Origin of the sequence: Chitinophaga sp. CC14 (genome assembly GCF_048957795.1) — a bacterium.
GTDB lineage: Bacteria > Bacteroidota > Bacteroidia > Chitinophagales > Chitinophagaceae > Chitinophaga > Chitinophaga ginsengisegetis.
The window spans coordinates 2,287,937-2,312,301 of sequence record NZ_JARBFY010000005.1; the positions used below are offsets into that span (position 1 = coordinate 2,287,937).

Here is a 24,365-nt window from a genome sequence, read left to right on the forward strand (position 1 = left end):
TAGCCGTTGGTGGTAAGCCAGCGACAAAAATTTTATTCCTGCGAAATATCCAAGCTATCAGCCACTGGCATCACTGCCAATGGCTGGTAGCTAAAAGCTCTTAGTCAAATTTCAGATCCAGACCCAGACCACGCAATTCATGGATCAATACATTGAAGGATTCAGGCACACCGGCTTTCGGTATGTTGTCTCCCTTCACGATAGATTCATATGCTTTGGCACGACCCACGATATCATCGGATTTAATAGTAAGCAGTTCCTGCAGGATGTTGGATGCACCATATGCTTCCAGTGCCCATACCTCCATCTCACCAAAACGCTGACCACCAAACTGGGCTTTACCACCCAGCGGCTGTTGGGTAATGAGACTGTACGGTCCGATAGAACGGGCGTGCATCTTATCATCCACCATGTGGCTCAGTTTAAGCATGTAGATAACACCTACGGTTGCTTTCTGGTGGAAACGGTCGCCCGTTTCACCGTCATGCAGGTAAGCGTGACCAAAGCTTGGTAAGCCTGCTTCCTTGATATAATCAGCAATTTCCTCTGTAGTAGCACCGTCAAAGATCGGAGTCGCAAAACGTACGCCCAGTTTCAGACCTGCCCAACCTAATACGGTTTCATAGATCTGTCCGAGGTTCATACGGGAAGGTACCCCGAGTGGGTTCAGTACGATATCCAGTGGTGTACCATCTTCCAGGAACGGCATGTCTTCATCACGCACAATCTTGGCTACGATACCCTTGTTACCGTGACGTCCCGCCATCTTATCACCCACTTTCAACTTACGCTTGCTGGCCAGGTAAACCTTTGCCAGTTTCAGTACGCCCGCTGGCAGCTCATCACCAATAGAGATGTTGAACTTCTCACGTTTGTAACGACCCAGCTCTTCGTTGAACTTGATGTTATAGTTATGCAGCAGGGTATTGATCTGATCGTTCACCACTTCGTCTGTTGTCCAGCCCAGCGGATTCACGTTCATGAAATCAATATTTACCAGGTTCTTCGGAGAGAACTTGGAACCCTTTGAGATCAATACTTCACCGTAAGTGTTGGTAATACCCTGAGAAGTTTTATCCTTCAGTAATACCAGTAACTTGCTCATCAGCACTTCCAGCAGGTCTTCCGCATTCTTCTGGTGAATTTTCTCCAGTTTCTCGATAGCTGCTTTCTCGCGGGTTTTGGAATTTTTATCTTTCTTGGCGCGACTGAACAGTTTCTTATCAATCACCACACCTTCTGTTGACGGAGGCGCTTTCAGTGAAGCATCTTTCGCATCAGAAGCCTTGTCACCAAAGATTGCTCTTAACAGCTTTTCTTCAGGAGAAGGATCAGATTCACCACGCGGAGTGATTTTACCAATCAGGATATCGCCTTCCTTGATGTGCGCACCAACACGGATGATACCGTTCTGGTCGAGGTCTTTTGTAGCCTCTTCACTTACGTTAGGAATATCCGGAGTCAGTTCTTCTTCACCCAGTTTGGTATCACGAACTTCCAGTTCATATTCATCAATGTGGATGGAAGTAAACAGATCCTCACGTGCAACACGCTCAGAAATTACGATCGCATCCTCAAAGTTGTAACCTTTCCATGGCATGAACGCTACCTTCAGGTTGCGTCCCAGCGCCAGTTCACCACCACGGGTAGCGTAACCTTCTGTTAAGAAGTCGCCATCCTTAACGCGCTGACCTTTCTTTACACAAGGTCTGAGGTTAATACAGGTGCTCTGGTTGGTTTTTACGAATTTGGTCAGTGTGTAAACGATCAGATCGTCTTCAAAGCTCACCAGTTTCTGCATTTCATCACGCTCGTAACGAACATGGATTTCATTTGCATCCACAAATTCGATCACACCATTACCATCTGCAGTAATCTGCAAACGGGAGTCACGCGCTGCCTTGCCTTCCAGACCGGTACCTACAATAGGAACTTCCGGATTCAGCAGTGGCACGGCCTGACGTTGCATGTTTGATCCCATCAACGCACGGTTGGCATCATCATGTTCCAGGAACGGAATCAATGATGCACTCAAACCTACGATCTGGTTAGGAGCCACGTCCATGAATTCCACTTCATCTCTGTCGAGGATCGGGAAGTCACCGGTTTCGCGGGATTTTACCTTATCATTTACAAAGTGTCCTTTGTCATCCAGTGGGGCGTTGGCCTGTGCAATCTTCACAGAATCTTCTTCCTCAGCGCTCAGGAACTCCACTTTATGCATGTCCACTTTACCATCTCTTACTTTACGGTAAGGTGTTTCAATAAAGCCCATCTCATTCACCTTCGCGTGAACGCAAAGGGTAGAGATCAGACCGATGTTCGGACCTTCCGGTGTTTCAATTGTACACAAACGGCCATAGTGGCTGTAGTGAACGTCACGCACCTCAAAGCCTGCTCTTTCACGACTCAAACCACCGGGTCCGAGAGCGGAAATACGGCGTTTGTGCGTGATTTCAGACAGTGGGTTTGTTTGATCCAGGAACTGTGACAACTGGGAAGTACCGAAGAAGGAGTTGATCACGGAAGACAGTGTCCTCGCATTGATCAGGTCTACCGGCGTAAATACTTCGTTATCACGTACGTTCATTCTTTCACGGATGGTACGTGCCATACGTGCAAGACCAACACCAAACTGAGCATATAACTGCTCGCCTACAGTACGTACACGGCGGTTAGACAGGTGATCGATATCATCGATTTCCGCCTTACCATTGGTGAGCTGTACCAGGTACTTGATGATGGAGATGATGTCGTCCTTCGTCAGCACTTTCATGTCTAACGGAGTAGGAAGACCTAATTTTCTGTTGATCTTGTAACGGCCTACGTCACCTAAATCGTAACGTTTGTCGGAGAAGAACAATTTATCAATAATACCCCTTGCTGTTTCATCATCCGGCGCATCTGCTCCGCGCAACTGGCGGTAGATGTGCTGAACGGCTTCCAGTTCGGAGTTAGATGTATCCTTGTTTAATGTATTGTAGATGATGGAGAAATCACCACTCACCTCTTCTTTCTGAACAAACACGCTTTTCAATCCCATGTCTACGATGGTTTCGATATTCGCTTCATCCAGGATGCTATCGCGCTCCAGCATAATTTCATTACGCTCGATGCTCACCACTTCACCAGTATCTTCATCCACAAAGTCTTCCACCCAGCTTCTTAAAACGCGGGCAGCCAGCTTCTTGCCGGCATATTTATCAAGACTTTTTTTGTCTGCTTTTACTTCATCTGCCATGCCAAACAGCTGCAGAATATCTTTATCTGTTTCATAGCCGATGGCACGCAACAGGGTGGTAACCGGGAATTTCTTCTTACGGTCGATGTAAGCGTACATCACGTTGTTGATGTCCGTTGCAAACTCCATCCATGCGCCCTTGAACGGGATCACCCTTGCAGAGTAGATCTTGGTTCCGTTCGGATGTACAGATTGACCAAAGAAAACACCAGGTGAACGGTGCAGTTGGGATACAACAACACGCTCAGCACCATTAATAACGAAAGTACCTCTTGGAGTCATGTAAGGAATGTTACCTAGGAACACATCCTGGACAATCGTCTGGAAATCCACATGCTCCTCATCATTACAGCTGAGGCGGAGTTTCGCTTTCAACGGTACAGAATAAGTAAGCCCACGCTCAATACACTCCTCGATCGTATAACGCGGCGGATCCACGAAATAATCAAGGAATTCCAGATTAAAGATATTTCTGGTATCCGTAATCGGGAAGTTCTCTTTAAATACTTTAAAAAGGCCTTCGTTGTTTCGCTTGTCTGGTGTGGTTTCTAATTGGAAGAAATCCTTGAAAGATTGGATTTGGATAGCCAACAGATCCGGTGTCTCAGTAACTTGTTTGATCTTTCCAAAATTTACTCTTTCGTTTGTTTGGGCTTTTTTTAGAGACATATTCGAAGTTAGCAGTTATATGACTTGTAAGAATTAGGGAAATTAAGATTTCTTTGCCAATACCATCCCAATTTATTTATGCCTTCTGCACGTGGTCAAAGTCACCTAAAAGTGATTCCCCGTTTTGACTCTCTGAAAAAGACACTTTCCCAAAGGGAATAAGGCCAAAAGTGCAAAAGCACTTTTGACCTTTAAAAGATGTATACTTAAGCAAAGAATTACTGAATTTCAACTTCAGCACCAGCTTCGGTCAGCTTAGCTTTCAGGTCTTCTGCCTCAGCTTTGCTAACGCCTTCCTTGATGGATTTAGGCGCACCGTCAACCAGTTCTTTCGCTTCTTTCAGACCTAAGCCGGTCAGATCTTTAACGATCTTAACAACGTTCAGTTTGCTTGCACCTGCAGCTTTCAGTACAACGTTGAAGGCAGTTTTCTCTTCAACAGCAGCTGCGTCGCCAGGACCAGCGGAAACTACAACTGCAGCAGCAGCTGGTTCGATGCCATACTCAGATTTCAGTACATCTGCGAGTTCCTGTACTTCCTTAACAGTTAAACCTACTAATTGTTCAGCTAATGCTTTTACGTCTGCCATTTTATAATGTTTTAATGTAATGTTTGTAATGTTGTTGTTAATTATATTGTGACTTGGAAGCCAATTTTGAATGCGGGTAGCCAAAGGCCATCCACACTATTCTGCCGCAGGTGCTTCCACCCCAGCTTCTTCTTTCTTGCCTTTTTCCAGTAAAGCAGCAATAACGCGCTTTGCAGGAGATTGCAACAGACCGATAACTTCGCCGATAAGCTCGTTCTTGGTCTTGATGTTGGTTAAAGCTACCAGCTGGTTGTCACCTACGAATACTTCGTCAGCAACAAATGCAGCTTTCAGTACTGGTTTTTCCAGTTTACCGTTTGCTTTACGGAATGCAGAGATGATCAGAGCCGGCTCTTTCGGGCTGTCAGAGAACATCAGGGCAGTTACACCATGCAGACTGTCAAATACACCTGCATATTTTTCGCTGTCCAGGGATTCCAAAGCCTTACGGATCAGGGTGTTCTTAGCCACCTTCATTTCCACCTGCTTATCGAAGCACACTTTCCTCAGGTCATTCACCTGCGCTACCGTTAATGATTCGGTATTAGTGACATAAAAGTTGCTGTATTGAGAGAACTTACTTTTCAGCAGTTCGATCGCATCATTTTTTTGATCTTTATTCATATTATAACGTTTGTAGCAAGCCCCATCTTTGCAGATAACGGCTACAACTCGTGATCAATTAGTTTTGAACAGATTTAGTATCGATAACAATACCAGGACTCATGGTGCTAGCCATAGACAGACCTCTCAGGTAAGTACCTTTTGCAGTAGCTGGTTTCAGCTTGATGATAGCATTGATCAGCTCTAAAGAGTTCTGCTCAATTTTATCAGATGCGAAAGATACACGACCGATAGAAGCGTGGATGATACCAGCCTTATCTACCTTGAAAGTGATTTTACCGCCTTTAACATCGTTTACTGCAGCTGCAACGTCGTTTGTAACAGTACCGGTCTTAGGGTTTGGCATCAGGTTACGGGGACCTAAAATCTTACCCAGTTTACCGATCTTCGGCATTACAGAAGGAGTAGCTACGATTACATCTACATCAGTCCAGCCAGCTTCGATCTTCTGGATGAACTCATCCAGTCCAACGAAATCAGCACCTGCTTCTTTTGCAGCAGCTTCTTTATCAGGTGTGCAAAGCACTAACACCCTTTTAGTTTTACCAGTACCGTGTGGAAGCGTTACGGAACCACGGATAGCCTGGTCTGCTTTCTTAGGATCAACGCCTAAGCGGATATGTAAATCGACAGAGCTGTCGAATTTAGTACAGTTAATATCTTTAACTAAGCTGGAAGCCTCTTTCAGGCTGTAAACCTTATTTTTTTCGAGCTTAGCGTCAGCTACTTTTCTCTTTTTAGTTGCCATTTGTCAAAATGATTTTAAGATCCTGCCTCAACAGGGTGAAACAATTAGTTTTCCCAAGGGGCTTTACCATCAACAGTAATACCCATGCTACGAGCAGTACCAGCTACCATTTTCATAGCGCTGTTCAGCGTAAAGCAGTTCAGATCAGCCATCTTGTCTTGTGCGATAGCTTCTACCTGAGCCCAGGAAACTTTACCCACCTTGTTACGGTTAGGTTCTTTAGAACCACTCTGCAATTTAGCAGCTTCCAGCAGCTGTACAGGTGCCGGAGGAGTTTTAATTACGAAGTCGAAAGATTTGTCAGTGTAAACAGTCAGCAACACAGGCAATACTTTACCCATTTTATCCTGGGTACGGGCATTAAACTGTTTGCAGAACTCCATGATGTTCACACCTTTGGAACCCAGCGCGGGACCAATTGGAGGTGCAGGATTGGCCTGGCCGCCTTTCACCTGCAATTTCACGTACGTTGCGATTTCTTTTGCCATGTTTCTTAATTTAATTTGGTTAAACGCCCTCTGCCAAACAGAAGACTCCCAAAAGTAAAAGACTAAAAATAACCTTTTAAAGGGGATGCAAAGGTATATATTATTATGAAATTGTCAAAAAGTATTTGAAATTGGGCATCCTTTTTGCTCTGGATGAGATTTTTTTTACAAATCTATTGCATTTCCCGTAAAATTTCCTTACTCTCCGAAGCCGGCAAAGTTACAACTTATCTCCCACTTGCATATAACAATTCTTTCCGCTTCCCTTTCTCCGTCTTTATATACTTACTTACAAACAGCTGCTCAGTCCCCACCTTTTCCTTCATCCCGGTAACCGCCTGCTGCAATGCTGCTATATTGTCTTTCATGGCATCATCATTACCTTCCAGCCCGGAAAGCGCCTTCTCTGCTGCAGCCAGCTTCCCCGCTATCCCGTCAATCATCTTCCTCAATGCCTCATCCCTTACCTCCGGTACAAACTGCCGGTTCTTAAAATCAACATACTCATTATATAGCTTCACAATCTCCGTGTAGTCCCGGCTTACCCCGTTAAACTGATCTACCCGCCGGTTCCGCGCCTCAATTTCCTGGTTGGCCGCCAGCACCTTTATCGACTGGTCCATCCAGTCCAGCTCCGTCATGATAAACGGATTGGCCGCTCCCCCAAACCGGCGGATCCTCGCAGCTGCATACTCTAACCGCTGCAGCCGCGATTGCCGGAACCAGTTATTCAATGTATCGTTATAAGCAAAAACGGGGCGTTTGGCCGCAGCTGCAAAAGCCTGGCTACCCAGCTCATCATGACGCAGCGGAAACGGTAACATCTGCCACATCGGGTCGTAAGGCATATGGGTTTTTACCGCCACCTGCGGCGCCGCCTGGAACCAGGTCCAGTTGGTCCGCTGGATAAAACGGCCGTTATCCACTACCCCGGCTCCCCAGGTAGGATCAGTTATCGTCCACTGACTTCCATTCTTTGCCACCACCCAGTCGTGCGAACCGGTTGGCAGCATAATATCGTTCTGTAACCCGTAGCCCGTTACCACCACGGCCGTTATACCAGCTTCCCGGCATACCCGGGCATATAATACAGCATAATCAGTACTAAGCCCCTTCCGCGTACGCAGCGTTTTTAGCATGGCTGCAGCAGAATCCCGGTAACTGCTCACGCGGTTTATGTTCTCGGCATCATAGGCGATGTGCGTAGCCATCCAGTTAAACAGCGCGCGCTGCAATGCCATACTGTTCCCTGTATGGGCCTTCAGCCATTTGGCCATCACTTCGGGAGAAGTGGTGGCTTCTTCCGGAATGGAAACAATGGCCGCTGTTGCGGCCGGCTTAACAGATTTCCCGGACTGAGCACCTGCCTCAATAGCCAGCAGGAGTCCGAGCATCACAGCAATCACTGATTTCATAATCAATAGATATAGGACGTATATTGGATAAACGAGAAAAAGCGTTCCGCATAAACGGAACGCTTTTCAATAAAGATGTTATATAAGTTATCAGGAAAGTTTCTCTACCTGCATAAAGTTCAGCTCTACCGGAGTAGCACGGCCAAAGATCTTTACAGTTACTTTCAGTTTTTTCTTGTCTTCAATTACTTCCTCAATCACACCATTAAAGTCGTTGAACGGACCATCAATGATCTTAATGGTTTCACCAACAATGAAAGGCTCGCTCATGGTCAGTCCCTGATCGCTCAGTTCATCCACCTTACCTAACATTTTGTTTACTTCAGATTTACGGAGTGCGATAGGCTTTTCCTTTCCGAGAAAATGGATAACACCGGATACGTTACGTATGGCCTGTATTACCTCATCGGTCATCTTACCATCTACTGCTTCGATCATCACATATCCGGGATAGAAGTTCTTTTCGCGCATTACCTTTTTACCGGCCTGCACTTTATAAACTTTTTCTACCGGCAGGAAGATCTGGCTGATTACGTTACCCCAATCGGAGCGGCGTACTTCAATATCCAGGTATTCCTTCACTTTTTTTTCCTTGCCACTAACAACGCGGAGTACATACCACTTTGTTTCCTGAGCAGGAAGATTGGCTGCATCCATTTATTTAGCTTTGAAAATTTGGTAATAGTGAGTTAACACGAAGTTGGAAGCGGCATCCATACCCCAAACCAGCCCGGTAACAAATATTGTTGCTATCAGCACAATCATGGTAGAAGACTGGAGCTCTTGCCAGGTAGGCCAGGACACCTTGTAAACCAATTCATGATAAGACTCGCGGAAATAGTTTCTGATCTTATTCATTATATAAAGTTAACTATTTATGGTCAATTGTTTAAAGCCTAAAAAATGGTTGACTTGTCTTATTGTAACAACTCAACCATTTAATTATTTTCTATAAACCTTGCACGGGTACTAGGATTCGAACCCAGATCAAAGGTTTTGGAGACCCGTATGCTACCGTTGCACCATACCCGTGTATAAAGCCATTAGCACTCAGCTTTCGACGTCAGCAAATATATAAAAAAATGTTGACGTTTAATAGCCAAAGCTAATGGCTTTTAATATAATTCAGATGCTTATTTCAGGATTTCAGTAACCTGACCTGCACCTACTGTACGACCACCTTCACGGATAGCGAACTTCAGACCTTTGTCCATAGCGATAGGCTGGATCAGTTTAACTGTCAGGCTAACGTTATCACCAGGCATAACCATTTCAACACCTGCTGGTAATTCAACTTCACCGGTTACGTCAGTAGTACGGAAGTAGAACTGAGGACGGTATTTGTTGAAGAACGGAGTGTGACGGCCACCTTCTTCTTTGCTCAGTACGTATACTTCGCATTTGAATTCAGAGTGAGGTTTGATAGAACCTGGCTGGCAGATAACCATACCACGACGGATCTGAGTTTTCTCAATACCGCGGAGTAACAGACCAGCGTTATCACCTGCTTCACCTTCGTCGAGGAGTTTCTTAAACATCTCAACACCAGTACAAGTAGATTTCAGTGGTTCTTCCTGCAGACCTACGATTTCAACGTTCTCACCAACTTTGATACGACCGCGTTCGATACGACCTGTAGCAACGGTACCACGACCGGTGATAGAGAATACGTCTTCTACTGACATCAGGAACGGTTGATCAACCGGACGTGGAGGCAGCGGAATGTAAGTATCAACAGCGTCCATCAGTTGGTCGATAGCAGCTACCCATTTTTCGTCACCAGCAAGAGCGCCGGTTGCAGAACCCTGGATAACAGGAACGTTATCACCGTCAAAACCGTTAGAAGACAGCAGATCACGGATTTCGATTTCTACCAGTTCCAGCAGTTCAGGATCGTCTACCAGATCAACTTTGTTCATGAATACTACGATACGAGGTACACCTACCTGGCGAGCCAGCAGGATGTGCTCTCTTGTTTGCGGCATAGGACCATCTGTAGCTGCCACCACGAGGATAGCACCGTCCATCTGAGCAGCACCGGTAATCATGTTCTTCACATAATCCGCGTGACCAGGACAGTCAACGTGAGCATAGTGACGAGCAGTTGTCTGATACTCAACGTGAGCTGTATTGATAGTAATACCTCTTTCTTTTTCTTCAGGAGCAGCATCGATCTCATCATATCCTCTCTTCTCTGCCAGACCTTTATTTGCCAAAATTGTGGTAATGGCAGCAGTCAAAGTAGTTTTACCATGATCCACGTGGCCGATGGTACCAATGTTTACGTGGGGTTTATCCCGCTTGAAGGTTTCTTTTGCCATTGTATTTTCTTTTTAGATGGTTTGTAAAGATTGTATTGATTGTTGTTTTAAAAAAACGGTTTTACAAACTTGTACCGTTGATGAGAATTGAACTCATGGCCTTCCCTAAATAAAAATGGGTTGCTCTTCCATTGAGCTACAACGCTAAGTTTTAATTTCGGAGTGCAGAATTAACAAATTCGAATTCCGAAATTCGAATTTTATGGAGTTTGTTGAGGCGATTGAAAAACTCACTACAACTATTCTTCTAAAATTCAATGAGCTGTTGAAGAGAATTGAACTCTCGACCTCTTCCTTACCAAGGAAGTGCTCTACCCCTGAGCTACAACAGCTTGAAAAATTGCTTTAAAATACGAGCGGGAGACGAGGTTCGAACCCGCGACCTACAGCTTGGAAGGCTGTCGCTCTACCAACTGAGCTACTCCCGCATTTTTTAATTCACTAAGCTTCCGGCAAACAACACTGCAACTTTCCACTTATAGAATTATAAGAATAAAAATAAGAGCTTTAAAGGCTGTTGTACCACAGGTTTAGGGTGTTTCTGTCTACTACTTCTGAATTACTCACCTTCCTCTCAACAACTATGTTCCGCCTCTGCGAAGGGCAAAAGCGGAACACGCTGTTTTTGTGGGCAGGATAGGATTCGAACCTATGAAGACGTAGTCAGCGGATTTACAGTCCGCCCCATTTGGCCGCTCTGGAACCTGCCCTAACTATCTTTTGATTTTGTCATCCGGCTAATAAACAACCAAATAAAAATCGATGAGCCAGCAGAGGGATTCGAACCCCCGACCCACTGATTACAAATCAGTAGCTCTGGCCAACTGAGCTATGCTGGCATCTTTCAAAAAACATCCTTTCAATAAAGTAACTCGTTGAAAGAGAGCGCAAAATTAAGAGATTTTTTCAATTCTCAAAATCTTTTTTTCAGTTTGTTACAAATATTTAAAAATTTATCTGCTTCCCCGAAAACGCCCTACCATAAAGAACTTTGCTACCTTTACCGACCCTCTTTTTGAATCGGGATGGCAAAGGTAGCAAAGAGATTAATATTTCCAAAATTATTTCAGAAAATTATTGAAATTTCTTTTCCTTCTTTCTTTTCACCTGTTCTACGAGGGATTCAAAGGCAAGGTCGAAGGACTCTTCGAAGGATTTAGACTCGTGCTTAACAAACAGGTCCTGACGGGGTATTCGAACTCTGATCTCGGCTATTTTATCTTTAATTTGATGCGCTAAATTATCCACTTTTAAAAATACATCCACGCTAATGATACGGTCATAAAAGGTGTTCAGTTTCTGAACTTTCTTGTTCACATGATCTATCAATTTGGAATCAGCATCAAAATGCACAGTTTGAATTTGTACGTTCATAGCACTAATTTTTTAAATATTTAACAATCTAGGTTCTAGTTAGTAAAGGAAGGTCATAGGCATTCTCTTTTAGCATAATGAACTTGATTACTAATATAGTCACTTTTGCAATGCAATACTGTTTAGCTGCGTAATATTTTGTTAAAAGCTTAAAATAACTGCTACGCTTTCGGGTGCGCCTGCTTATACACCTTCTTCAACTGCTCTATCGTATTATGCGTGTAAACCTGTGTGGCGGCCAGGCTCGAGTGCCCCAGCAACTCTTTGATCGCATTCAGATCCGCACCATTGTTCGCAAGGTGTGTAGCAAAGGTATGTCGTAGTATATGCGGGCTCTTCTTCTTTAAAGTAGTAATCTGATGTTCCGTGAGATACTTTCGCACTGTCAGGTACACATACTTGGGATACAAACGCTGACCGCTATGCGGATGCACCAGCAATACCCCGTTCTCAAATTCTTCCAGGCAACGGCGCTTCTCATCCATGTAAGCACGGATCTGTACCAGGAGCTCGGGACTAACCGGTATAATCCGCTCCTTGCCTCCTTTCCCCATCACCTTTACGGATTTGTTCCCTTCATCCACCCGGAATTCCTGCAAAGCAATCAATTCCGACAAACGGATACCCGTTTGATAAAAGATCTCAAAAATAAGCCGGTGGGTAATGCCTTCGAAATCGTTGGCAAAGATGTGCAGGGAAGTTACCGAAACAGGACTCACATTGTCTTCCAGCGCCTGCATCCCCTTCTGTTCAATGTAGCCGGGCAAACGACGGCTGATCTTGGGCGCAATGACCTTGATCATAGGCGACTGTTTAATCAGGCCCTGACGCAGACAGAATTTGAAAAAGGATTTGAGTGTGGAGATCTTGCGGTTAACACTTTTGGCTGTCATGGCATCTTCCATGAGCTTCGCCAGCCAGCTCCGGATCATAATATGACTGAGATCCCCAACCGGCGTACTGCCATAATTGAGGGTCACATAATCAAAAAACTGGAAAAGATCGTTGCGATAGGCAGTGCAGGTGTGCGCTGAGTACCGTTTTTCGAGCTGGATATAGGATATGAATCGCTCTGCTAAGGAATATAAAGCTTCGTTCAACACAAAAAGATTGATGATTGTAAAGTTATTAAATAACCTTACAATCATCAAATATTTTGAGTTGCCAACGGCTTATCGCCTAAGCAATATTAATCTTCAAATTTACCTGTTGCCAACTGTTGTTTGTAAACGGCTTTTAACACCTGGTTACGACGTTTAACAGATGGTTTAGTAAAAGACTGGCGCGTTCTCAGCTGCAGTAAAATGCGAGCTTTCTCAAACTTCTTTTTATATTTTTTAAGCGCCTTGTCTATGTTTTCGCAATCTTTAGAATCAATGATCAACATAATTTTTGCCTCTTATTTTTAGGAACGCAAAGATAACACAACATTTGTAAAAAAACAAAAGACCACAAGAATTATTCAATTTCTCCGCCTTCCTCTCCATAAAAGATGACCCATAACAGCAAATCGGCCGTAAAATTCCGGAACCGGTGCGCTGCCCCTGCCGGAACAAACAGGAAATCACCCACTCCTACCGTCACCACCTTCCCTTCCATTTCAAACTCACCACTCCCCTGCATCACCAGGTAAATCTCGTCCTGTATATGCGGCTCCTGCCCATCTATCTCATCCGGGGCAAAAATGATCCCCCGCATGGAACCGTGTTCAAACAATACTGCGAAATCATCATCGCTTTTCTGCAATTGTCGTAAAGACTCGGCAAAAGAAACATGAAATCTCATCCTATGGTTGATTTAACGTGTTCTCAGATAACCGAATTTAAGAAAGAATCGGGATATTGCATGACGGATGGACCGGGAGGCTTACATGCTCCCGGTCCATCCGTTTGTATAATGTAATGGAAATCAGTCTTTCAGCTTCTTCTTCAACAGGCTTACCTGGTCCTGCAGATGGCTCACCATATCCGCCAGGTGATTTACACTCATCCGGCTCTGCTGTCCCGCTTTACTGATTACCGCATCCGACTGCCACAACTCCAGCACTTCTTCCATATCCACGCCATAAGGCTCAAACTGCGGATTATCAGATACCAGCGTAATCTTAGATTTGGAACGGTTGTTCTTCAGGATCCTTTTAAAAACAATGCCTTCCCGGGAGGTAATCACCACATAGGTTTCATTGTTCTTGATCTCATCCCATCCCTCTACCTTGTGACAAACGATCACAGAACCAGAAGTAACCGGCAGCATGGAATCTCCCGCTATTTCAAATGCCCTGTAATCACCTGCGCCCAGCATGGGTAAGGTGAACGTGTTCAGCTCTTCGATAAACTCATCATCATTATAACCGGCCAGGTAACCGGCGGCCGCTTTTACCGGCACAAACTGGATCGCCTGACGGGAACTGCCCAGCTTAAGCTGCCGGCGCTTCTCCAGGAAATTATCTTTCTGGGAGCCAAGATCACGACGAAGCAGATCATCGATAGATACCCGGAACATATCGCTTACCTGTTCCAGGATCTCCGTACGGGGCTCTGCACGCTCCTCCTCATATGCACCCAACAGCGAACGCTTGATACCGAGCTTATCGGCAAACTCTTGCTGCGTCCAGGCTTTTTGCTTACGCAGATATTTCAAATTCTGACATACTACGGACATAACCTAAATAATTTAGTACCTTGCTAACAAAATTAGCAAATATTTTTATGAATTACCAAATATATTCGGGGCGCTTCGCTTATTTTTGCCCGGTAAAATCCAACTCGATATGTTAATTAACTATGTACACTCGTTCTTAAGATGGGCTATATTGCTGGCAGGGCTCTGGGCGGTTATCCGCTCCCTCAAAGGCGTAACAGGCAAAACACCATTCACTGCAGCAGATAGCAAGGCCGGACTTTTCTTTATGATCTTCTGCGATCTGCAACTGGTAGTAGGATTGATTTTGTTTTTTATGAGTCCCCTTTCCCAGGCCGGCGTAGCTGATATGGGAGGCGCCATGAAAAACCCGGTTTTACGGTTCTTCACAGTAGAACACGAAGTAATGGCCATCATCGCCATCGCACTGGTACATATCGGTAAATCAAAAATAAAGAAAGCGGCTACCGATGCGCAAAAACATAAACTGGGCCTGATCTTCTTTGGTCTTGCCTTCATCGTTATCCTGGCTCTCATCCCGTGGCCTTTCCGGGAAGCTCTCGGCAAAGGCTGGTTCTAAACAACCTGCCGGATTATAAAATTAAATGGCGCCCCTGTCAGGGACGCCATTCCTTTTTTCCGATGTATTGATTGACCACTGAATTATCCTTTATCCTTATTATATAACCTGAAGGAATAAATATAGGGTAATGCCGCCAGCACAATCGCCACAAAAAATATGATAAATACCCCTGTGATAAGCGACAGGAAAAAGCCGGCGATGATGATCACCGCACCTGCACTGATCCACAGATTGCTCGCCATCTGATGCGTTTCCCTCCAAACCTCTGCACTTTGCAGGGTCCACGGCGTTCTCACCCCCACATAGTTATTAGGCTTCACCTTACGCAGGTAAGCGCCTATGCCCACAATCAGCAACCCCACGCCAATAAAAGCCCAGCGCTCCATGATAAATGGCTTCCCCTGGCTCACCAGGAAAATAATAATACAGGTAAATACCGCCTGGTAAGAATGGATCAGGAAACGGATCCTGTAATACTCTTTATGCTCCATCTCAATAGCAGAAGGCCGCAACTGGGTTTCATCAGCCCGTGGAATATAGCGGAACAGGAAATAGATCAGCCCGTTGGTGAAAAAGAGAAAGATCATCAGCAGCAGGAAATCATTTTTTGTCCCCATCTCAGGAGATCCCGCCGCATTAACATTGTTAGATAAAACAGCTGGTAAGTCTTTGAAGACTACCGCCAGGTAAACCATCGGCACCAGCAGCAAAGCGAGGATAAGTAATTCCCTGGTAAAATCCGGTTTTTTCATGTGGAGATCAGTTTAAATGTTCACATACTCCCTTGTTTTCCTTCATTCCCATTCTCTTATCTATTACATATTGATTGCCAGATATGTTGTACTAAAGTTACGAAAATTGAGGCGACCGGAAATTTCAATATTTTTTACTAATTTTCTTAGCATTACTAAATAAATTAGTAACTTTACTCCACATGTAAAAGTGATTCCGGCTGGCAGGCCTGCTGCTATACTATCCTCCCTCTGCCCGGTCCGCCATCCGTAATCGCTTTAACTGCCTGCCCCTGTTCCGTCCTTTGTTTATCCATAAACCATTACCAGTATGATCACTTTACAACAGCGAACAATAGCGCATTTCGATCTGGACTGCTTCTTTGTATCAGTGGAATGCCAGCGGGACAATCGCCTCCTCGGCAAACCAATCCTGGTGGGCGGCAGCAGTGATCGCGCTGTAGTAGCTGCCTGCAGTTATGAGGCAAGAAGGTATGGTATTCATTCCGCCATGCCCATGAAAACCGCGCTGCGGCTTTGTCCCCACGCTATTGTCCGCAGCGGGGACATGGAACTGTACAGTGCCAAGTCGAGGGAAATCACGGAGCTCATCGCCGGAAAGGCGCCTCTCTACGAGAAATCATCTATCGATGAATTTTATCTCGACCTCTCCGGCATGGATAAATTCTTTGGCTCCATGAAATGGACCACCGAACTGCGGAAAACCATCATGAAAGAATCAGGACTGCCCATTTCATTCGGACTCGCATCCAATAAACTCGTTTCAAAAGTAGCCACCGATGAAGCCAAACCTAATGGTCAGCTTGAAATCCTGTTCGGACAAGAAAAAAATTTCCTGGCGCCGCTGGCGGTAGAAAAGATTCCAATGGTAGGCCGTGAAACCGGCGCCCTGCTGAGGCGCCGCGGCGTAGAAACCGTAAAAACACTGAGCGAAGTGCCCATCTCCCTGCTGGAAGCATGGATGGGAAAAAACGGAATAGCCCTCTGGAGAAAAGCCAATGGAATCGATGAATCGCCGGTGGTGCCTTTTTATGAACAGAAATCTATCTCCACGGAAAGTACATTTCCCGCAGATACCATCGACATGCAATTCCTTCACGCCGAACTGGTACGCATGACGGAGAAAATCGCATTCGAACTGCGACAGCAAAATAAATTAACCGGTTGCATCACCCTCAAAATCCGCTACTCCGATTTTGAAACCGTTACCAAACAAATGTCTATTCCTTACTCCTGTGCAGATCATGTGCTGCTGGAAAAAGTAAAAGACCTCTTCAAAAAACTGTACGACCGCCGGCTGCTGGTTCGCCTCATAGGCGTACGTTTCAGTCACCTCGTACACGGTAACTACCAGATCAGCCTGTTCGACGACAAACAGGAAATGATTGCCCTCTACCAGGCCATCGATCAAATCAAAAACCGCTTCGGATGGGAATATCTCATGAAAGGTACCAACGTAATACCACCCGGAAAAAAAGACCAGCACACACCGAAAAAAGATATCATGCCATACTTTAAATAAACATCATGTTCCTCAACTGCAAAACATTTTTTAGTCTACGCTATGGCACCATGCACGCGGAAATGCTGGTGCAGAAAGCACATGAACTCGGTATCGGATCGCTGGCACTCACCAATATCAACATCACTTCCGATGCGTGGGAGTTCGTGGCCCTCTGCCGTAAACATGATATTAAACCTATACTCGGACTGGAATGCAGAAACGGAAATGATTTTAAATATCTCCTGCTGGCCCGCAACCAGGAAGGCTGGCACCATATCAATGTTTTCTTATCCACCCACCTCCAACAGGAAAAACCTTTCCCCGATCAGGCGCCCGTTATCCCGCATACCTGGGTGATCTATGCGCTGGGAACCCGCGCTCCTGAATCATTAGCGCCTTATGAACTCATTGGTGTAAAACCCTGGCAACGCAATAAATTATTCAGAACAGCTAACACCACACTCCGCGATAAACTCGTGATCCTCCAGCCAGTTACCTTCCAGGACAATACCCATTATGAATTACATCAACTGCTGCGTGCCATTGATCAGAATATCCTGATCACACAGCTGGAGCCGGCTATGACAGGCCATCCGCAGGAACAATTTGTTACGCCCGCTTCACTCGTGGAACACTTCGCCGATTATCCGGACATCGTACAGCGAACCGTGGAAGTGATGGAAGACTGCCACGTTGAAATGGATATTCATCATTCCATCTCCCGAAATAAAAAATGTTTCCTCGGCAGCGTGGAAGAAGATCGTGCGAAGCTACGGGCGCTTGCCCTGGAAGGCATGTTATACCGCTATGGCGACGATCATGAAGAAGCCCTTCAACGGATTGAAAAAGAACTGGCCATTGTAGCGCAACTAAACTTCGAATCCTATTTTCTCATCACCTGGGATATCATCCGCTATGCACAGGAACGCGGATTCTTTTATGTGGGCCGCGGAAGCGGCGCTAACTCCATTATCGCCTACTGCATAAAAATTACAGATGTAGATCCGATAGAACTGGATTTATATTTTGAAAGATTTCTGAATCCTTACCGCACCTCACCTCCGGATTTTGATATTGATTTTTCCTGGCGCGACCGGGACGAAATTATCCGGTACGTTTTTAATAAGTATGGCCCGCAACACACGGCCCTGCTGGGCACCGTAACTACTTTTCAAACCAACGCCGTTATCCGCGAGCTGGGAAAAGTATACGGCCTACCTAAAAAAGAAATCGATAAAATCCTGGAAAATGGCTTCCACGTTAATCTGGAAGCCGATAGCATCCATCAGAAAATAGCGTACTTCAGTAACCTGATGGATACGGAAAAAGCATTTCCCAATCACCTCAGTATTCATGCCGGCGGTATCCTCATCAGTGATGCGCCTATTCACCAGTTCTGTACTACTTACCTGCCTCCCAAAGGTTTTGTAACCGCGCAACTGGATATGTGGCAGGCGGAAAGAATTGGGTTGTATAAATTCGATATCCTCAGTCAGCGTGGCCTCGGACATATCCGCGATGCCATTGATATCATCAAAAAAAACCAGGACGTTGATATAGATATCCATGATGTAAAAGCTTTCCAGGTAGATCCGCTGGTGCGTAAAAATCTGTCTGGTGTAAATACCATCGGGTGCTTTTATATAGAATCGCCCGCTATGCGGCAACTGCTGCTGAAACTGGGATGCGATGATTATCTCACCCTGGTAGCGGCAAGTTCTATTATCCGCCCCGGCGTAGCGCAATCGGGCATGATGAAACAATACATACACCGTTACCGGCACCCCGATGAAGTAGTTTATCTCCATCCGGTTATTGAAGAACTGCTGAAAGATACCTTCGGGATTATGGTATACCAGGAAGATGTCATTAAAGTGGCACACAAATATGCAGACATGGAACTCGCCGATGCCGATAGCCTGCGAAGGGCGATGGCAGGGAAATACCGGGGATCCAACGACTTCAGGGATATACAAAAACGTTTCTTTGATAACTGCGAACGCCTCAAACGGCCACCGGAAGTATCTGCGGAAGTGTGGCGTCAAATTGCCAGCTTTGCTAACTTCTCTTTTTCCAAAGCCCACTCCGCCAGTTTTGCGGTGGAAAGCTACCAAAGCCTGTACCTCAAAACCTATTTCCCTGCAGAGTTTATGGTGGCTGTTATCAACAATTTCGGCGGCTTTTACAACCGGGAACTCTATTTCCGGGAATTGCAGAAAACCGGCGTAACGCTGCACCCGCCTTGTATCAATCATAGCGATTATGCCACCAATATCACCGGCAGAGAGGTATACACAGGACTGATCCACATAGAAGGACTGGAACAATTGCTGGCGGAAAGAATATTAAAAGACCGCGAACAGTATGGCACGTTTTTACATCTCGAAGATTTTACCAGCCGGATTTCACCGGGTCCGGAACAGCTGGAAATACTGATCCGCATTGGCTGTTTCAACTTTACCGGCTACACCAAAAAAGAATTATTGTGGAAAAGCAGTTTACTGGTAAGTAAGAAAGAAGTCAATCCACACAGCATTTCCTTGTTTGGCAATACCACCACTGTTAACTGTGAACTGCCCACCCTGGCTTATCACGCGCATGAAGATGCCTTTGATGAGATAGACCTGCTGGGCTTTCCGCTGCAATCACCCTTTAAAGTATTGCAGCACGATCAAAGTGCGTATATGCCTTCCAGTGAGTTCAGCAAAAATATTGGTCAGCCTGTTACCACGCTTGGCTACCTGGTAACCAACAAATTCCTGCGCAGCAGCAAAGGGGAACCCATGTGCTTTGGTACGTTCCTCGACCGCGACGGCGCGTTTATGGATACCATCCATTTTCCCGATAGCCTGCGGCTGTACCCTTTTCAAAAGGGCGGCTTTTATGTGCTGCAGGGCAGGGTGGCAGAAGAGTACGGCGTAATACAACTGGAAATCAATAAGATGTGGAAGATTGGTTATTTTGAAGATAAAAAGCCTTAATTCCGACAATTTGTTGTATTTTTGTGACAAATGTCGGGTATATGAAACACGTAAAAGGATACCGCGTGCAGGAAAATGCATTATTGATAGTAGAGCAGCCAGGAGGTGGAGCGGCATATATTGCCGGTAGTGGCTACTTTGATTTTATACAGCTTTCCCGCAGTGGAATTATTAAAAGAGCTTTATTGAATCTGAGCAGGCAGCTGTCTTTTTCTTTATCAGAGCTGGCGCAGGTAGTACATGTGTCAGAAAGAACGCTGCAACGCTATGCAGACGACGAGAAATTGTCTGCCGACACGTCTGAACGTGCTATTTTACTTTCCCAGCTTTACCAGCGTGGTACCGAAGTATTTGGCCAGCTGGAAAACTTCAAGGAATGGATGAGAACTCCGTTACCTGCCTTCAACTATCAAACCCCTATTTCGCTTTTAGATACCACCTTTGGGTTTCAGCTTATCCAGGATGAGCTGGGGCGCATTGAGCATGGCATCTTTGCATAAATCTACGAAACCATCAACATGGAAGTATACAGGATCAGTAAGTGCGCTTACATCAATGATCTGAGTGGAACAGGTGCGCGCCTGTATGGAGGCCGCTGGAACAGCCCGGGGCATGCTATTGTGTATACTGCCGGCAGCAGGGCTTTATCGGCGCTGGAAGTACTGGTGCACATTCCACTGAAAAATATAGTACAGGATTTCTGCATCGCTACCCTGCAGATCCCCGATAACATTGCCATTAAAGTACTCACCAAACATGATCTGCCCTCCGGCTGGCAATCGCTGGCGCCCTCACCGGAGCTGCAATGTATCGGAGATGAATGGATAGACACCGCTAAATACGCCGTGCTCCGGATTCCATCCGTGGTAATTGCAGATGAATATAACTACCTGATCAACCCGCTGCATCCCGATGCCGTAAATATTACCATCCTGAATACGCAACCCTTCGTTTTTGATCAGCGGTTGAAAAAATAAAAAAAGCAGCGAAGTAATCTCCGCTGCTTTTCTATGTAAAGTCGTTTTTCCTATTCCAGGCCAAACAATCCTTTATTCAATACCTGCAAGGTTTTCTCTTTAAACTGACCATTGATCAGGATAGAGATGTTATGCCTGCTGCCACCATAGGAAATCATGCGCAAAGGAATTTCTTCTATCGCATCAAATAATTTGGTGATAATGGAAGGAGTTGCCGCCACTTCGTTACCAACAATGGAAACGATTGTTTGGTGGTAGTCCAGTTCCACGGTACCAAAAGGTTGCAGCTCTTTCAGGATCTGATCGAGGTATTGCTGGTTATCGATGGTGATAGATACCGCTACTTCAGAAGTAGTGATCATATCGATCGGGGTGCGGTATTTCTCAAATATTTCAAAAATCTTACGGAGGAAGCCATATGCCAACAACATGCGGCTGGACTTGATCTTAATAGCAATGATACCATCTTTTGCAGCAATTGCCTTTACACCGTTGCCGTTAGGCATCTCAGTGATGATAGTGCCTTTTGCTTCGGGTTGCATGGTGTTCAGCAATTTCACCGGGATGTTGAAATGCTGTGCAGGCCAGATAGAAGCTGGGTGAAGGATCTTGGCGCCAAAGTAAGCTAGTTCCGCTGCTTCATCAAAGGAGAGCTGATCAATCGGGAAAGTTTTCTTCACCACCCGCGGATCGTTGTTGTGCATACCGTCGATATCCGTCCAGATCTGTACTTCATCTGCCTGGATAGCAGCGCCGATCAGGGAAGCAGAGTAATCACTACCGCCACGTTTCAGGTTATCCACTTCGCCCCTGGCGTTGCGGCAAATGTATCCCTGTGTGATAAAGATATGCTGCCCTTTATGCTGGCTGATCAGGTTAGCCAGTTTAATTTTAATCTTTGGAATTTCCGGTTCTTCGTATTCGTCGATGCTCATGAAATCCAGCGCGGGTAATAATACCGCGGGAATACCGGCTTCTTCGAGATATACGCAGAAAAGACGTGTAGACAATAACTCTCCCTGTGCAAGGATATCTTTATTCAGTGCTTCATTGAAAGATATCTTCAGGATGATATTCAGAAATTCGAAGTGTTCATCAACAATAGCCTTGGCATTTGCGCGGCCGGCTTCCTTCTTCACCAGGTCGTTGCAAAAGGTCCGGTAATGGCTTTCCAGCTTGTCTATCTGCTGCTTCGCCTGCTCCTTCTTACCTTCTGACAGCGACTGACTGATTTCCACGAGGGAATTTGTGGTGCCTGACAGTGCAGAGAGAACCACAATTTTCTGATCATTATCTGCTGTGATCAGTTGCGATACCGACTGCATACGCTCTGGTTTTCCCACGGAGGTTCCACCAAATTTTAACACTTTCATCTGAATGTTTATTTTTGCTTTAGCTACCTGAAACGCTGCATCAGCCTCATTCCGGGTGTTTTTTATGAACGATTGTGAATTAAAAATTCAAATTAAATTTAGCAGCAACTTCCTGCATATCCTTCACCACGGGCGCTATTACGGGAATACCCTTTTCCAGCCGCTCCTGATGCATTTCTCTTTCAGGATCTCCGGGGATCAGTACTTTTTTTCCGGCTACCGGCTCTGCTGCGCGGAAGCGATTGATCCAGGTATCCATGTTGGCCTTGAACTCTTCTGCCGGACGGAACGCATCTACACGCATGGCGCCAAAGAAATGTCCCAGTCCCTCTCCTACCGGATCCGGCGCCAGCGGGAGAAAGCTCACAAAAGGCGGCGCCCACGGGCCATAATTGGCGCCTGAAAGAACGGCCGAAAATATATCAACAATTGCTCCCAAACAATACCCTTTATGACTTCCATGCTCACGATCGCCGCCCAAAGGCAGCAAAGCCCCGCCACTCTTGAGTTCATGAGGATTGTTACTTGGGTTCCCTTCTTTATCCTGGATCCAACCGTAAGGAGCTTCTTCATTTTTGCGCTGCAGGATCTCCAGCTTCCCGTTGGCTGCAGTGGTGGTGGCAAAATCCGCCACAAACGCTGGCTGCTCTTTTGCGGGAATGGCTACTGCAATGGGATTGGTTCCCAGCATACGTTCGGTGGAAAAGGTGGGCGCTACCAGCGGACTGGCGTTGGTCATAGCCATACCAATCATATCCTGGTCCAGCGCTTTCATAGCGTGGTAACCTGCAATACCAAAGTGGTTGGAGTTTTTCACACTTACCCAGCCGGTACCAACGGCTGCGGCCTTTTGCATGGCTACTTCCATTGCATAGGGTGCTACTACCAGGCCCAGGCCCGCATCTCCGTCAATAACCGCCGTGCTTGGGGTTTCGTGTACTATCCTGATATTAGGCTTAGCGTTGATCCGCTTAGCCTCCCATAAACGAACATAGCCCGATAAGCGGGCTATTCCATGAGAATCGATACCTCTTAAATCTGCCGATACCAGCACTTCACTGGCCAGGGCTGCATGTTCCAGGCTGCACCCCATGTGAATAAATACTTCCCTGGTAAATTCTCTCAAATGATGATAAGAAAAAATATGTTCCATCTGTCAACAAGTTAGGCCTGAGCGGTGGGTCCACCAAAATTCAATGGTACCGATACCTGCTCCTGATCCTGAATCGGGCCGTGTACAGATTCGTATTTCTTAATATTATCAAGCATGGCTTTCATAAAACGCTTCGCATGCTGCGGCGTGAGGATAATACGGGATTTCACCTTAGCCTTTGGCAGACCGGGCATCACGTTCACAAAGTCTACCACAAATTCGGCATTTGAATGAGTGATGATGGCGAGATTGGCGTATTGTCCCTCGGCGATTTCTTCATTCAACTCTATATTAAGCTGATTCTGTTCTTCATGCTGATTTTCCATGTTGTATGATTTAGCCGTACAAAAATAGAAAAAGAGGACTCAAATGAGCCCTCTTTTTTTATAAACAGCGGATTGACCGGTATTAATAGTCGTCTTCGTCGAACTTGGTTCGCAGGATACCCGCCACTACGTACTTCTTGCCGGGATCAGAAGATATTTGCAGTTCCATGTAAATACTGTCTGTTATGTGCCCGCCCTTCGATTTTCCACCATCAGGGAAAACTTTTCCGGCGGTAATGGTAACGGTAGCGTCGCTGTTCTCATCTTTAGCGTTGGTGGCGCTGAAGGTAAGATCAGCTAAATTTACGTCTACCTTCGACTGAAAGTCGAATCCCAGGCCTGCATCCTGTATCCACAGCTGCTTTCCGTCGTCGGCAGCGGTATTAAAAGTATTAATCTGTACATGGTCCCCGTCGATCTGGGGCGCGCCGTTGAGCGTCATGGTTACCCACCAGGTGCCGGCCATTTTCACTACCTGTGTATTCTTCACGTCCGGCAATTCCTTTTTACAGGAAGAAAAAAGAACAGCACCCACCAGCAGCAGCAATCCTGTGATATATTGTTTATTCATTATTGTTCTCATGGTAATTATTTTAAACCGTTAAC

24 protein-coding genes and 6 tRNA genes are annotated in these 24,365 nt (G+C 45.7%); 5 read left to right on the forward strand and 25 right to left on the reverse strand.

Annotation, left to right across the window (positions count from 1 at the left end; genetic code table 11):
- Positions 1-100: 100 nt before the first annotated feature.
- The 20 genes from rpoB to PV783_RS28795 all read right to left on the reverse strand — a co-directional run bounded on the left by rpoB (position 101) and on the right by PV783_RS28795 (position 14,131).
- Positions 101-3,910 (reverse strand): DNA-directed RNA polymerase subunit beta, encoded by a 3,810-nt coding sequence (rpoB, locus tag PV783_RS28700; protein ID WP_079470667.1) that lies wholly within the window; start codon positions 3,908-3,910, stop codon positions 101-103.
- Positions 3,911-4,128: 218 nt separating this feature from the next.
- A complete protein-coding gene (gene rplL, locus PV783_RS28705; protein ID WP_420990491.1) occupies positions 4,129-4,500 on the reverse strand; it encodes a 50S ribosomal protein L7/L12 in 372 nt (123 codons plus the stop codon).
- A gap of 96 nt (positions 4,501-4,596) precedes the next feature.
- Entirely contained in the window at positions 4,597-5,124 is a 528-nt protein-coding gene (rplJ, locus tag PV783_RS28710; protein ID WP_079470669.1) for a 50S ribosomal protein L10, read from the reverse strand.
- Between the two features lie 58 nt (positions 5,125-5,182).
- On the reverse strand, positions 5,183-5,872 hold the full coding sequence (gene rplA, locus PV783_RS28715) for a 50S ribosomal protein L1 (RefSeq protein ID WP_079470670.1): 690 nt from the start codon (positions 5,870-5,872) through the stop codon (positions 5,183-5,185).
- Positions 5,873-5,916: 44 nt separating this feature from the next.
- A complete protein-coding gene (gene rplK, locus PV783_RS28720) occupies positions 5,917-6,360 on the reverse strand; it encodes a 50S ribosomal protein L11 (protein ID WP_079470671.1) in 444 nt (147 codons plus the stop codon).
- 227 nt (positions 6,361-6,587) lie between these two features.
- Positions 6,588-7,775 (reverse strand): transglutaminase domain-containing protein, encoded by a 1,188-nt coding sequence (locus tag PV783_RS28725; RefSeq protein ID WP_420990492.1) that lies wholly within the window; start codon positions 7,773-7,775, stop codon positions 6,588-6,590.
- Positions 7,776-7,865: 90 nt separating this feature from the next.
- Positions 7,866-8,432 (reverse strand): transcription termination/antitermination protein NusG, encoded by a 567-nt coding sequence (gene nusG, locus PV783_RS28730; RefSeq protein WP_079470673.1) that lies wholly within the window; start codon positions 8,430-8,432, stop codon positions 7,866-7,868.
- Complete coding sequence (secE, locus tag PV783_RS28735) at positions 8,433-8,633, reverse strand: preprotein translocase subunit SecE (protein ID WP_079470674.1); 201 nt, start codon at positions 8,631-8,633, stop codon at positions 8,433-8,435.
- A gap of 103 nt (positions 8,634-8,736) precedes the next feature.
- Positions 8,737-8,807 (reverse strand) — tRNA-Trp (locus PV783_RS28740).
- Between the two features lie 101 nt (positions 8,808-8,908).
- Positions 8,909-10,096 carry an elongation factor Tu gene (gene tuf, locus PV783_RS28745; protein WP_079470675.1) on the reverse strand — a complete coding sequence of 396 codons (1,188 nt, stop codon included), beginning with the start codon at positions 10,094-10,096 and terminating at the stop codon, positions 8,909-8,911.
- 72 nt (positions 10,097-10,168) lie between these two features.
- Positions 10,169-10,242, reverse strand: a tRNA-Lys gene (locus PV783_RS28750).
- A gap of 114 nt (positions 10,243-10,356) precedes the next feature.
- Positions 10,357-10,428 (reverse strand) — tRNA-Thr (locus tag PV783_RS28755).
- Between the two features lie 23 nt (positions 10,429-10,451).
- A tRNA-Gly gene (locus PV783_RS28760) sits at positions 10,452-10,524 on the reverse strand.
- A 200-nt stretch (positions 10,525-10,724) separates the two neighbouring features.
- Positions 10,725-10,806: transfer RNA gene (locus PV783_RS28765), tRNA-Tyr, on the reverse strand.
- Positions 10,807-10,861: 55 nt separating this feature from the next.
- Positions 10,862-10,935, reverse strand: a tRNA-Thr gene (locus PV783_RS28770).
- Between the two features lie 235 nt (positions 10,936-11,170).
- A complete protein-coding gene (locus PV783_RS28775) occupies positions 11,171-11,470 on the reverse strand; it encodes an HPF/RaiA family ribosome-associated protein (protein WP_079470676.1) in 300 nt (99 codons plus the stop codon).
- A 161-nt stretch (positions 11,471-11,631) separates the two neighbouring features.
- Complete coding sequence (locus PV783_RS28780; protein WP_420990663.1) at positions 11,632-12,573, reverse strand: tyrosine-type recombinase/integrase; 942 nt, start codon at positions 12,571-12,573, stop codon at positions 11,632-11,634.
- 86 nt (positions 12,574-12,659) lie between these two features.
- Positions 12,660-12,857 (reverse strand): 30S ribosomal protein S21, encoded by a 198-nt coding sequence (gene rpsU, locus PV783_RS28785; RefSeq protein WP_079470678.1) that lies wholly within the window; start codon positions 12,855-12,857, stop codon positions 12,660-12,662.
- Positions 12,858-12,928: 71 nt separating this feature from the next.
- Positions 12,929-13,255: a cupin domain-containing protein gene (locus PV783_RS28790; protein ID WP_079470679.1), complete on the reverse strand. Its 327-nt coding sequence runs from the start codon at positions 13,253-13,255 to the stop codon at positions 12,929-12,931.
- A gap of 123 nt (positions 13,256-13,378) precedes the next feature.
- Complete coding sequence (locus PV783_RS28795; RefSeq protein ID WP_079470680.1) at positions 13,379-14,131, reverse strand: XRE family transcriptional regulator; 753 nt, start codon at positions 14,129-14,131, stop codon at positions 13,379-13,381.
- Positions 14,132-14,240: 109 nt separating this feature from the next.
- Here PV783_RS28795 and PV783_RS28800 point away from each other — a divergent pair, with 109 nt between their 5' ends.
- The gene (locus tag PV783_RS28800; RefSeq protein WP_079470681.1) at positions 14,241-14,690 is read left to right on the forward strand and encodes a hypothetical protein; all 450 of its coding nucleotides are present in this window, start codon (positions 14,241-14,243) and stop codon (positions 14,688-14,690) included.
- Positions 14,691-14,773: 83 nt separating this feature from the next.
- Here the strand turns inward: PV783_RS28800 and PV783_RS28805 are convergent, their stop codons facing one another.
- Positions 14,774-15,445, reverse strand: coding sequence for an SdpI family protein (locus PV783_RS28805; protein WP_079470682.1), 672 nt, complete (start codon positions 15,443-15,445; stop codon positions 14,774-14,776).
- Positions 15,446-15,755: 310 nt separating this feature from the next.
- Here PV783_RS28805 and dinB point away from each other — a divergent pair, with 310 nt between their 5' ends.
- Genes dinB through PV783_RS28825 form a run of 4 tightly spaced genes read left to right on the forward strand, consistent with a single transcriptional unit; the run spans position 15,756 to position 20,907 of the window.
- Positions 15,756-16,967, forward strand: a complete 1,212-nt coding sequence (gene dinB / locus PV783_RS28810; protein WP_079470683.1) for a DNA polymerase IV — start codon at positions 15,756-15,758, stop codon at positions 16,965-16,967.
- Positions 16,968-16,972: 5 nt separating this feature from the next.
- Positions 16,973-19,930: a DNA polymerase III subunit alpha gene (locus tag PV783_RS28815; protein WP_420990493.1), complete on the forward strand. Its 2,958-nt coding sequence runs from the start codon at positions 16,973-16,975 to the stop codon at positions 19,928-19,930.
- 41 nt (positions 19,931-19,971) lie between these two features.
- Positions 19,972-20,430 (forward strand): type II toxin-antitoxin system Xre/ParS family antitoxin, encoded by a 459-nt coding sequence (gene parS, locus PV783_RS28820; protein WP_079470685.1) that lies wholly within the window; start codon positions 19,972-19,974, stop codon positions 20,428-20,430.
- An 18-nt stretch (positions 20,431-20,448) separates the two neighbouring features.
- Positions 20,449-20,907: an RES family NAD+ phosphorylase gene (locus PV783_RS28825; protein WP_079470686.1), complete on the forward strand. Its 459-nt coding sequence runs from the start codon at positions 20,449-20,451 to the stop codon at positions 20,905-20,907.
- Between the two features lie 50 nt (positions 20,908-20,957).
- Here PV783_RS28825 and PV783_RS28830 read toward each other — a convergent pair whose 3' ends face one another.
- The 4 genes from PV783_RS28830 to PV783_RS28845 form a co-directional block, all read right to left on the reverse strand.
- Entirely contained in the window at positions 20,958-22,280 is a 1,323-nt protein-coding gene (locus PV783_RS28830; protein WP_079470687.1) for an aspartate kinase, read from the reverse strand.
- A 79-nt stretch (positions 22,281-22,359) separates the two neighbouring features.
- Positions 22,360-23,433 (reverse strand): Ldh family oxidoreductase, encoded by a 1,074-nt coding sequence (locus PV783_RS28835; protein ID WP_420990494.1) that lies wholly within the window; start codon positions 23,431-23,433, stop codon positions 22,360-22,362.
- An 11-nt stretch (positions 23,434-23,444) separates the two neighbouring features.
- A complete protein-coding gene (locus PV783_RS28840) occupies positions 23,445-23,759 on the reverse strand; it encodes a DUF3467 domain-containing protein (RefSeq protein WP_079470689.1) in 315 nt (104 codons plus the stop codon).
- A gap of 82 nt (positions 23,760-23,841) precedes the next feature.
- On the reverse strand, positions 23,842-24,342 hold the full coding sequence (locus tag PV783_RS28845) for a lipid-binding protein (protein ID WP_420990495.1): 501 nt from the start codon (positions 24,340-24,342) through the stop codon (positions 23,842-23,844).
- Positions 24,343-24,365 lie beyond the last annotated feature (23 nt).

Coding starts and splice junctions, on each gene's coding strand:
- rpoB (WP_079470667.1), bottom strand. CDS start 3,910: ATGTCTCTAAAAAAAGCCCAAACAAACGAAAGAGTAAATTTTGGAAAG.
- rplL (WP_420990491.1), bottom strand. CDS start 4,500: ATGGCAGACGTAAAAGCATTAGCTGAACAATTAGTAGGTTTAACTGTT.
- rplJ (WP_079470669.1), bottom strand. CDS start 5,124: ATGAATAAAGATCAAAAAAATGATGCGATCGAACTGCTGAAAAGTAAG.
- rplA (WP_079470670.1), bottom strand. CDS start 5,872: ATGGCAACTAAAAAGAGAAAAGTAGCTGACGCTAAGCTCGAAAAAAAT.
- rplK (WP_079470671.1), bottom strand. CDS start 6,360: ATGGCAAAAGAAATCGCAACGTACGTGAAATTGCAGGTGAAAGGCGGC.
- PV783_RS28725 (WP_420990492.1), bottom strand. CDS start 7,775: ATGAAATCAGTGATTGCTGTGATGCTCGGACTCCTGCTGGCTATTGAG.
- nusG (WP_079470673.1), bottom strand. CDS start 8,432: ATGGATGCAGCCAATCTTCCTGCTCAGGAAACAAAGTGGTATGTACTC.
- secE (WP_079470674.1), bottom strand. CDS start 8,633: ATGAATAAGATCAGAAACTATTTCCGCGAGTCTTATCATGAATTGGTT.
- tuf (WP_079470675.1), bottom strand. CDS start 10,096: ATGGCAAAAGAAACCTTCAAGCGGGATAAACCCCACGTAAACATTGGT.
- PV783_RS28775 (WP_079470676.1), bottom strand. CDS start 11,470: ATGAACGTACAAATTCAAACTGTGCATTTTGATGCTGATTCCAAATTG.
- rpsU (WP_079470678.1), bottom strand. CDS start 12,857: ATGTTGATCATTGATTCTAAAGATTGCGAAAACATAGACAAGGCGCTT.
- PV783_RS28790 (WP_079470679.1), bottom strand. CDS start 13,255: ATGAGATTTCATGTTTCTTTTGCCGAGTCTTTACGACAATTGCAGAAA.
- PV783_RS28795 (WP_079470680.1), bottom strand. CDS start 14,131: ATGTCCGTAGTATGTCAGAATTTGAAATATCTGCGTAAGCAAAAAGCC.
- PV783_RS28800 (WP_079470681.1), top strand. CDS start 14,241: ATGTTAATTAACTATGTACACTCGTTCTTAAGATGGGCTATATTGCTG.
- PV783_RS28805 (WP_079470682.1), bottom strand. CDS start 15,445: ATGAAAAAACCGGATTTTACCAGGGAATTACTTATCCTCGCTTTGCTG.
- dinB (WP_079470683.1), top strand. CDS start 15,756: ATGATCACTTTACAACAGCGAACAATAGCGCATTTCGATCTGGACTGC.
- PV783_RS28815 (WP_420990493.1), top strand. CDS start 16,973: ATGTTCCTCAACTGCAAAACATTTTTTAGTCTACGCTATGGCACCATG.
- parS (WP_079470685.1), top strand. CDS start 19,972: ATGAAACACGTAAAAGGATACCGCGTGCAGGAAAATGCATTATTGATA.
- PV783_RS28825 (WP_079470686.1), top strand. CDS start 20,449: ATGGAAGTATACAGGATCAGTAAGTGCGCTTACATCAATGATCTGAGT.
- PV783_RS28830 (WP_079470687.1), bottom strand. CDS start 22,280: ATGAAAGTGTTAAAATTTGGTGGAACCTCCGTGGGAAAACCAGAGCGT.
- PV783_RS28835 (WP_420990494.1), bottom strand. CDS start 23,433: ATGGAACATATTTTTTCTTATCATCATTTGAGAGAATTTACCAGGGAA.
- PV783_RS28840 (WP_079470689.1), bottom strand. CDS start 23,759: ATGGAAAATCAGCATGAAGAACAGAATCAGCTTAATATAGAGTTGAAT.
- PV783_RS28845 (WP_420990495.1), bottom strand. CDS start 24,342: ATGAGAACAATAATGAATAAACAATATATCACAGGATTGCTGCTGCTG.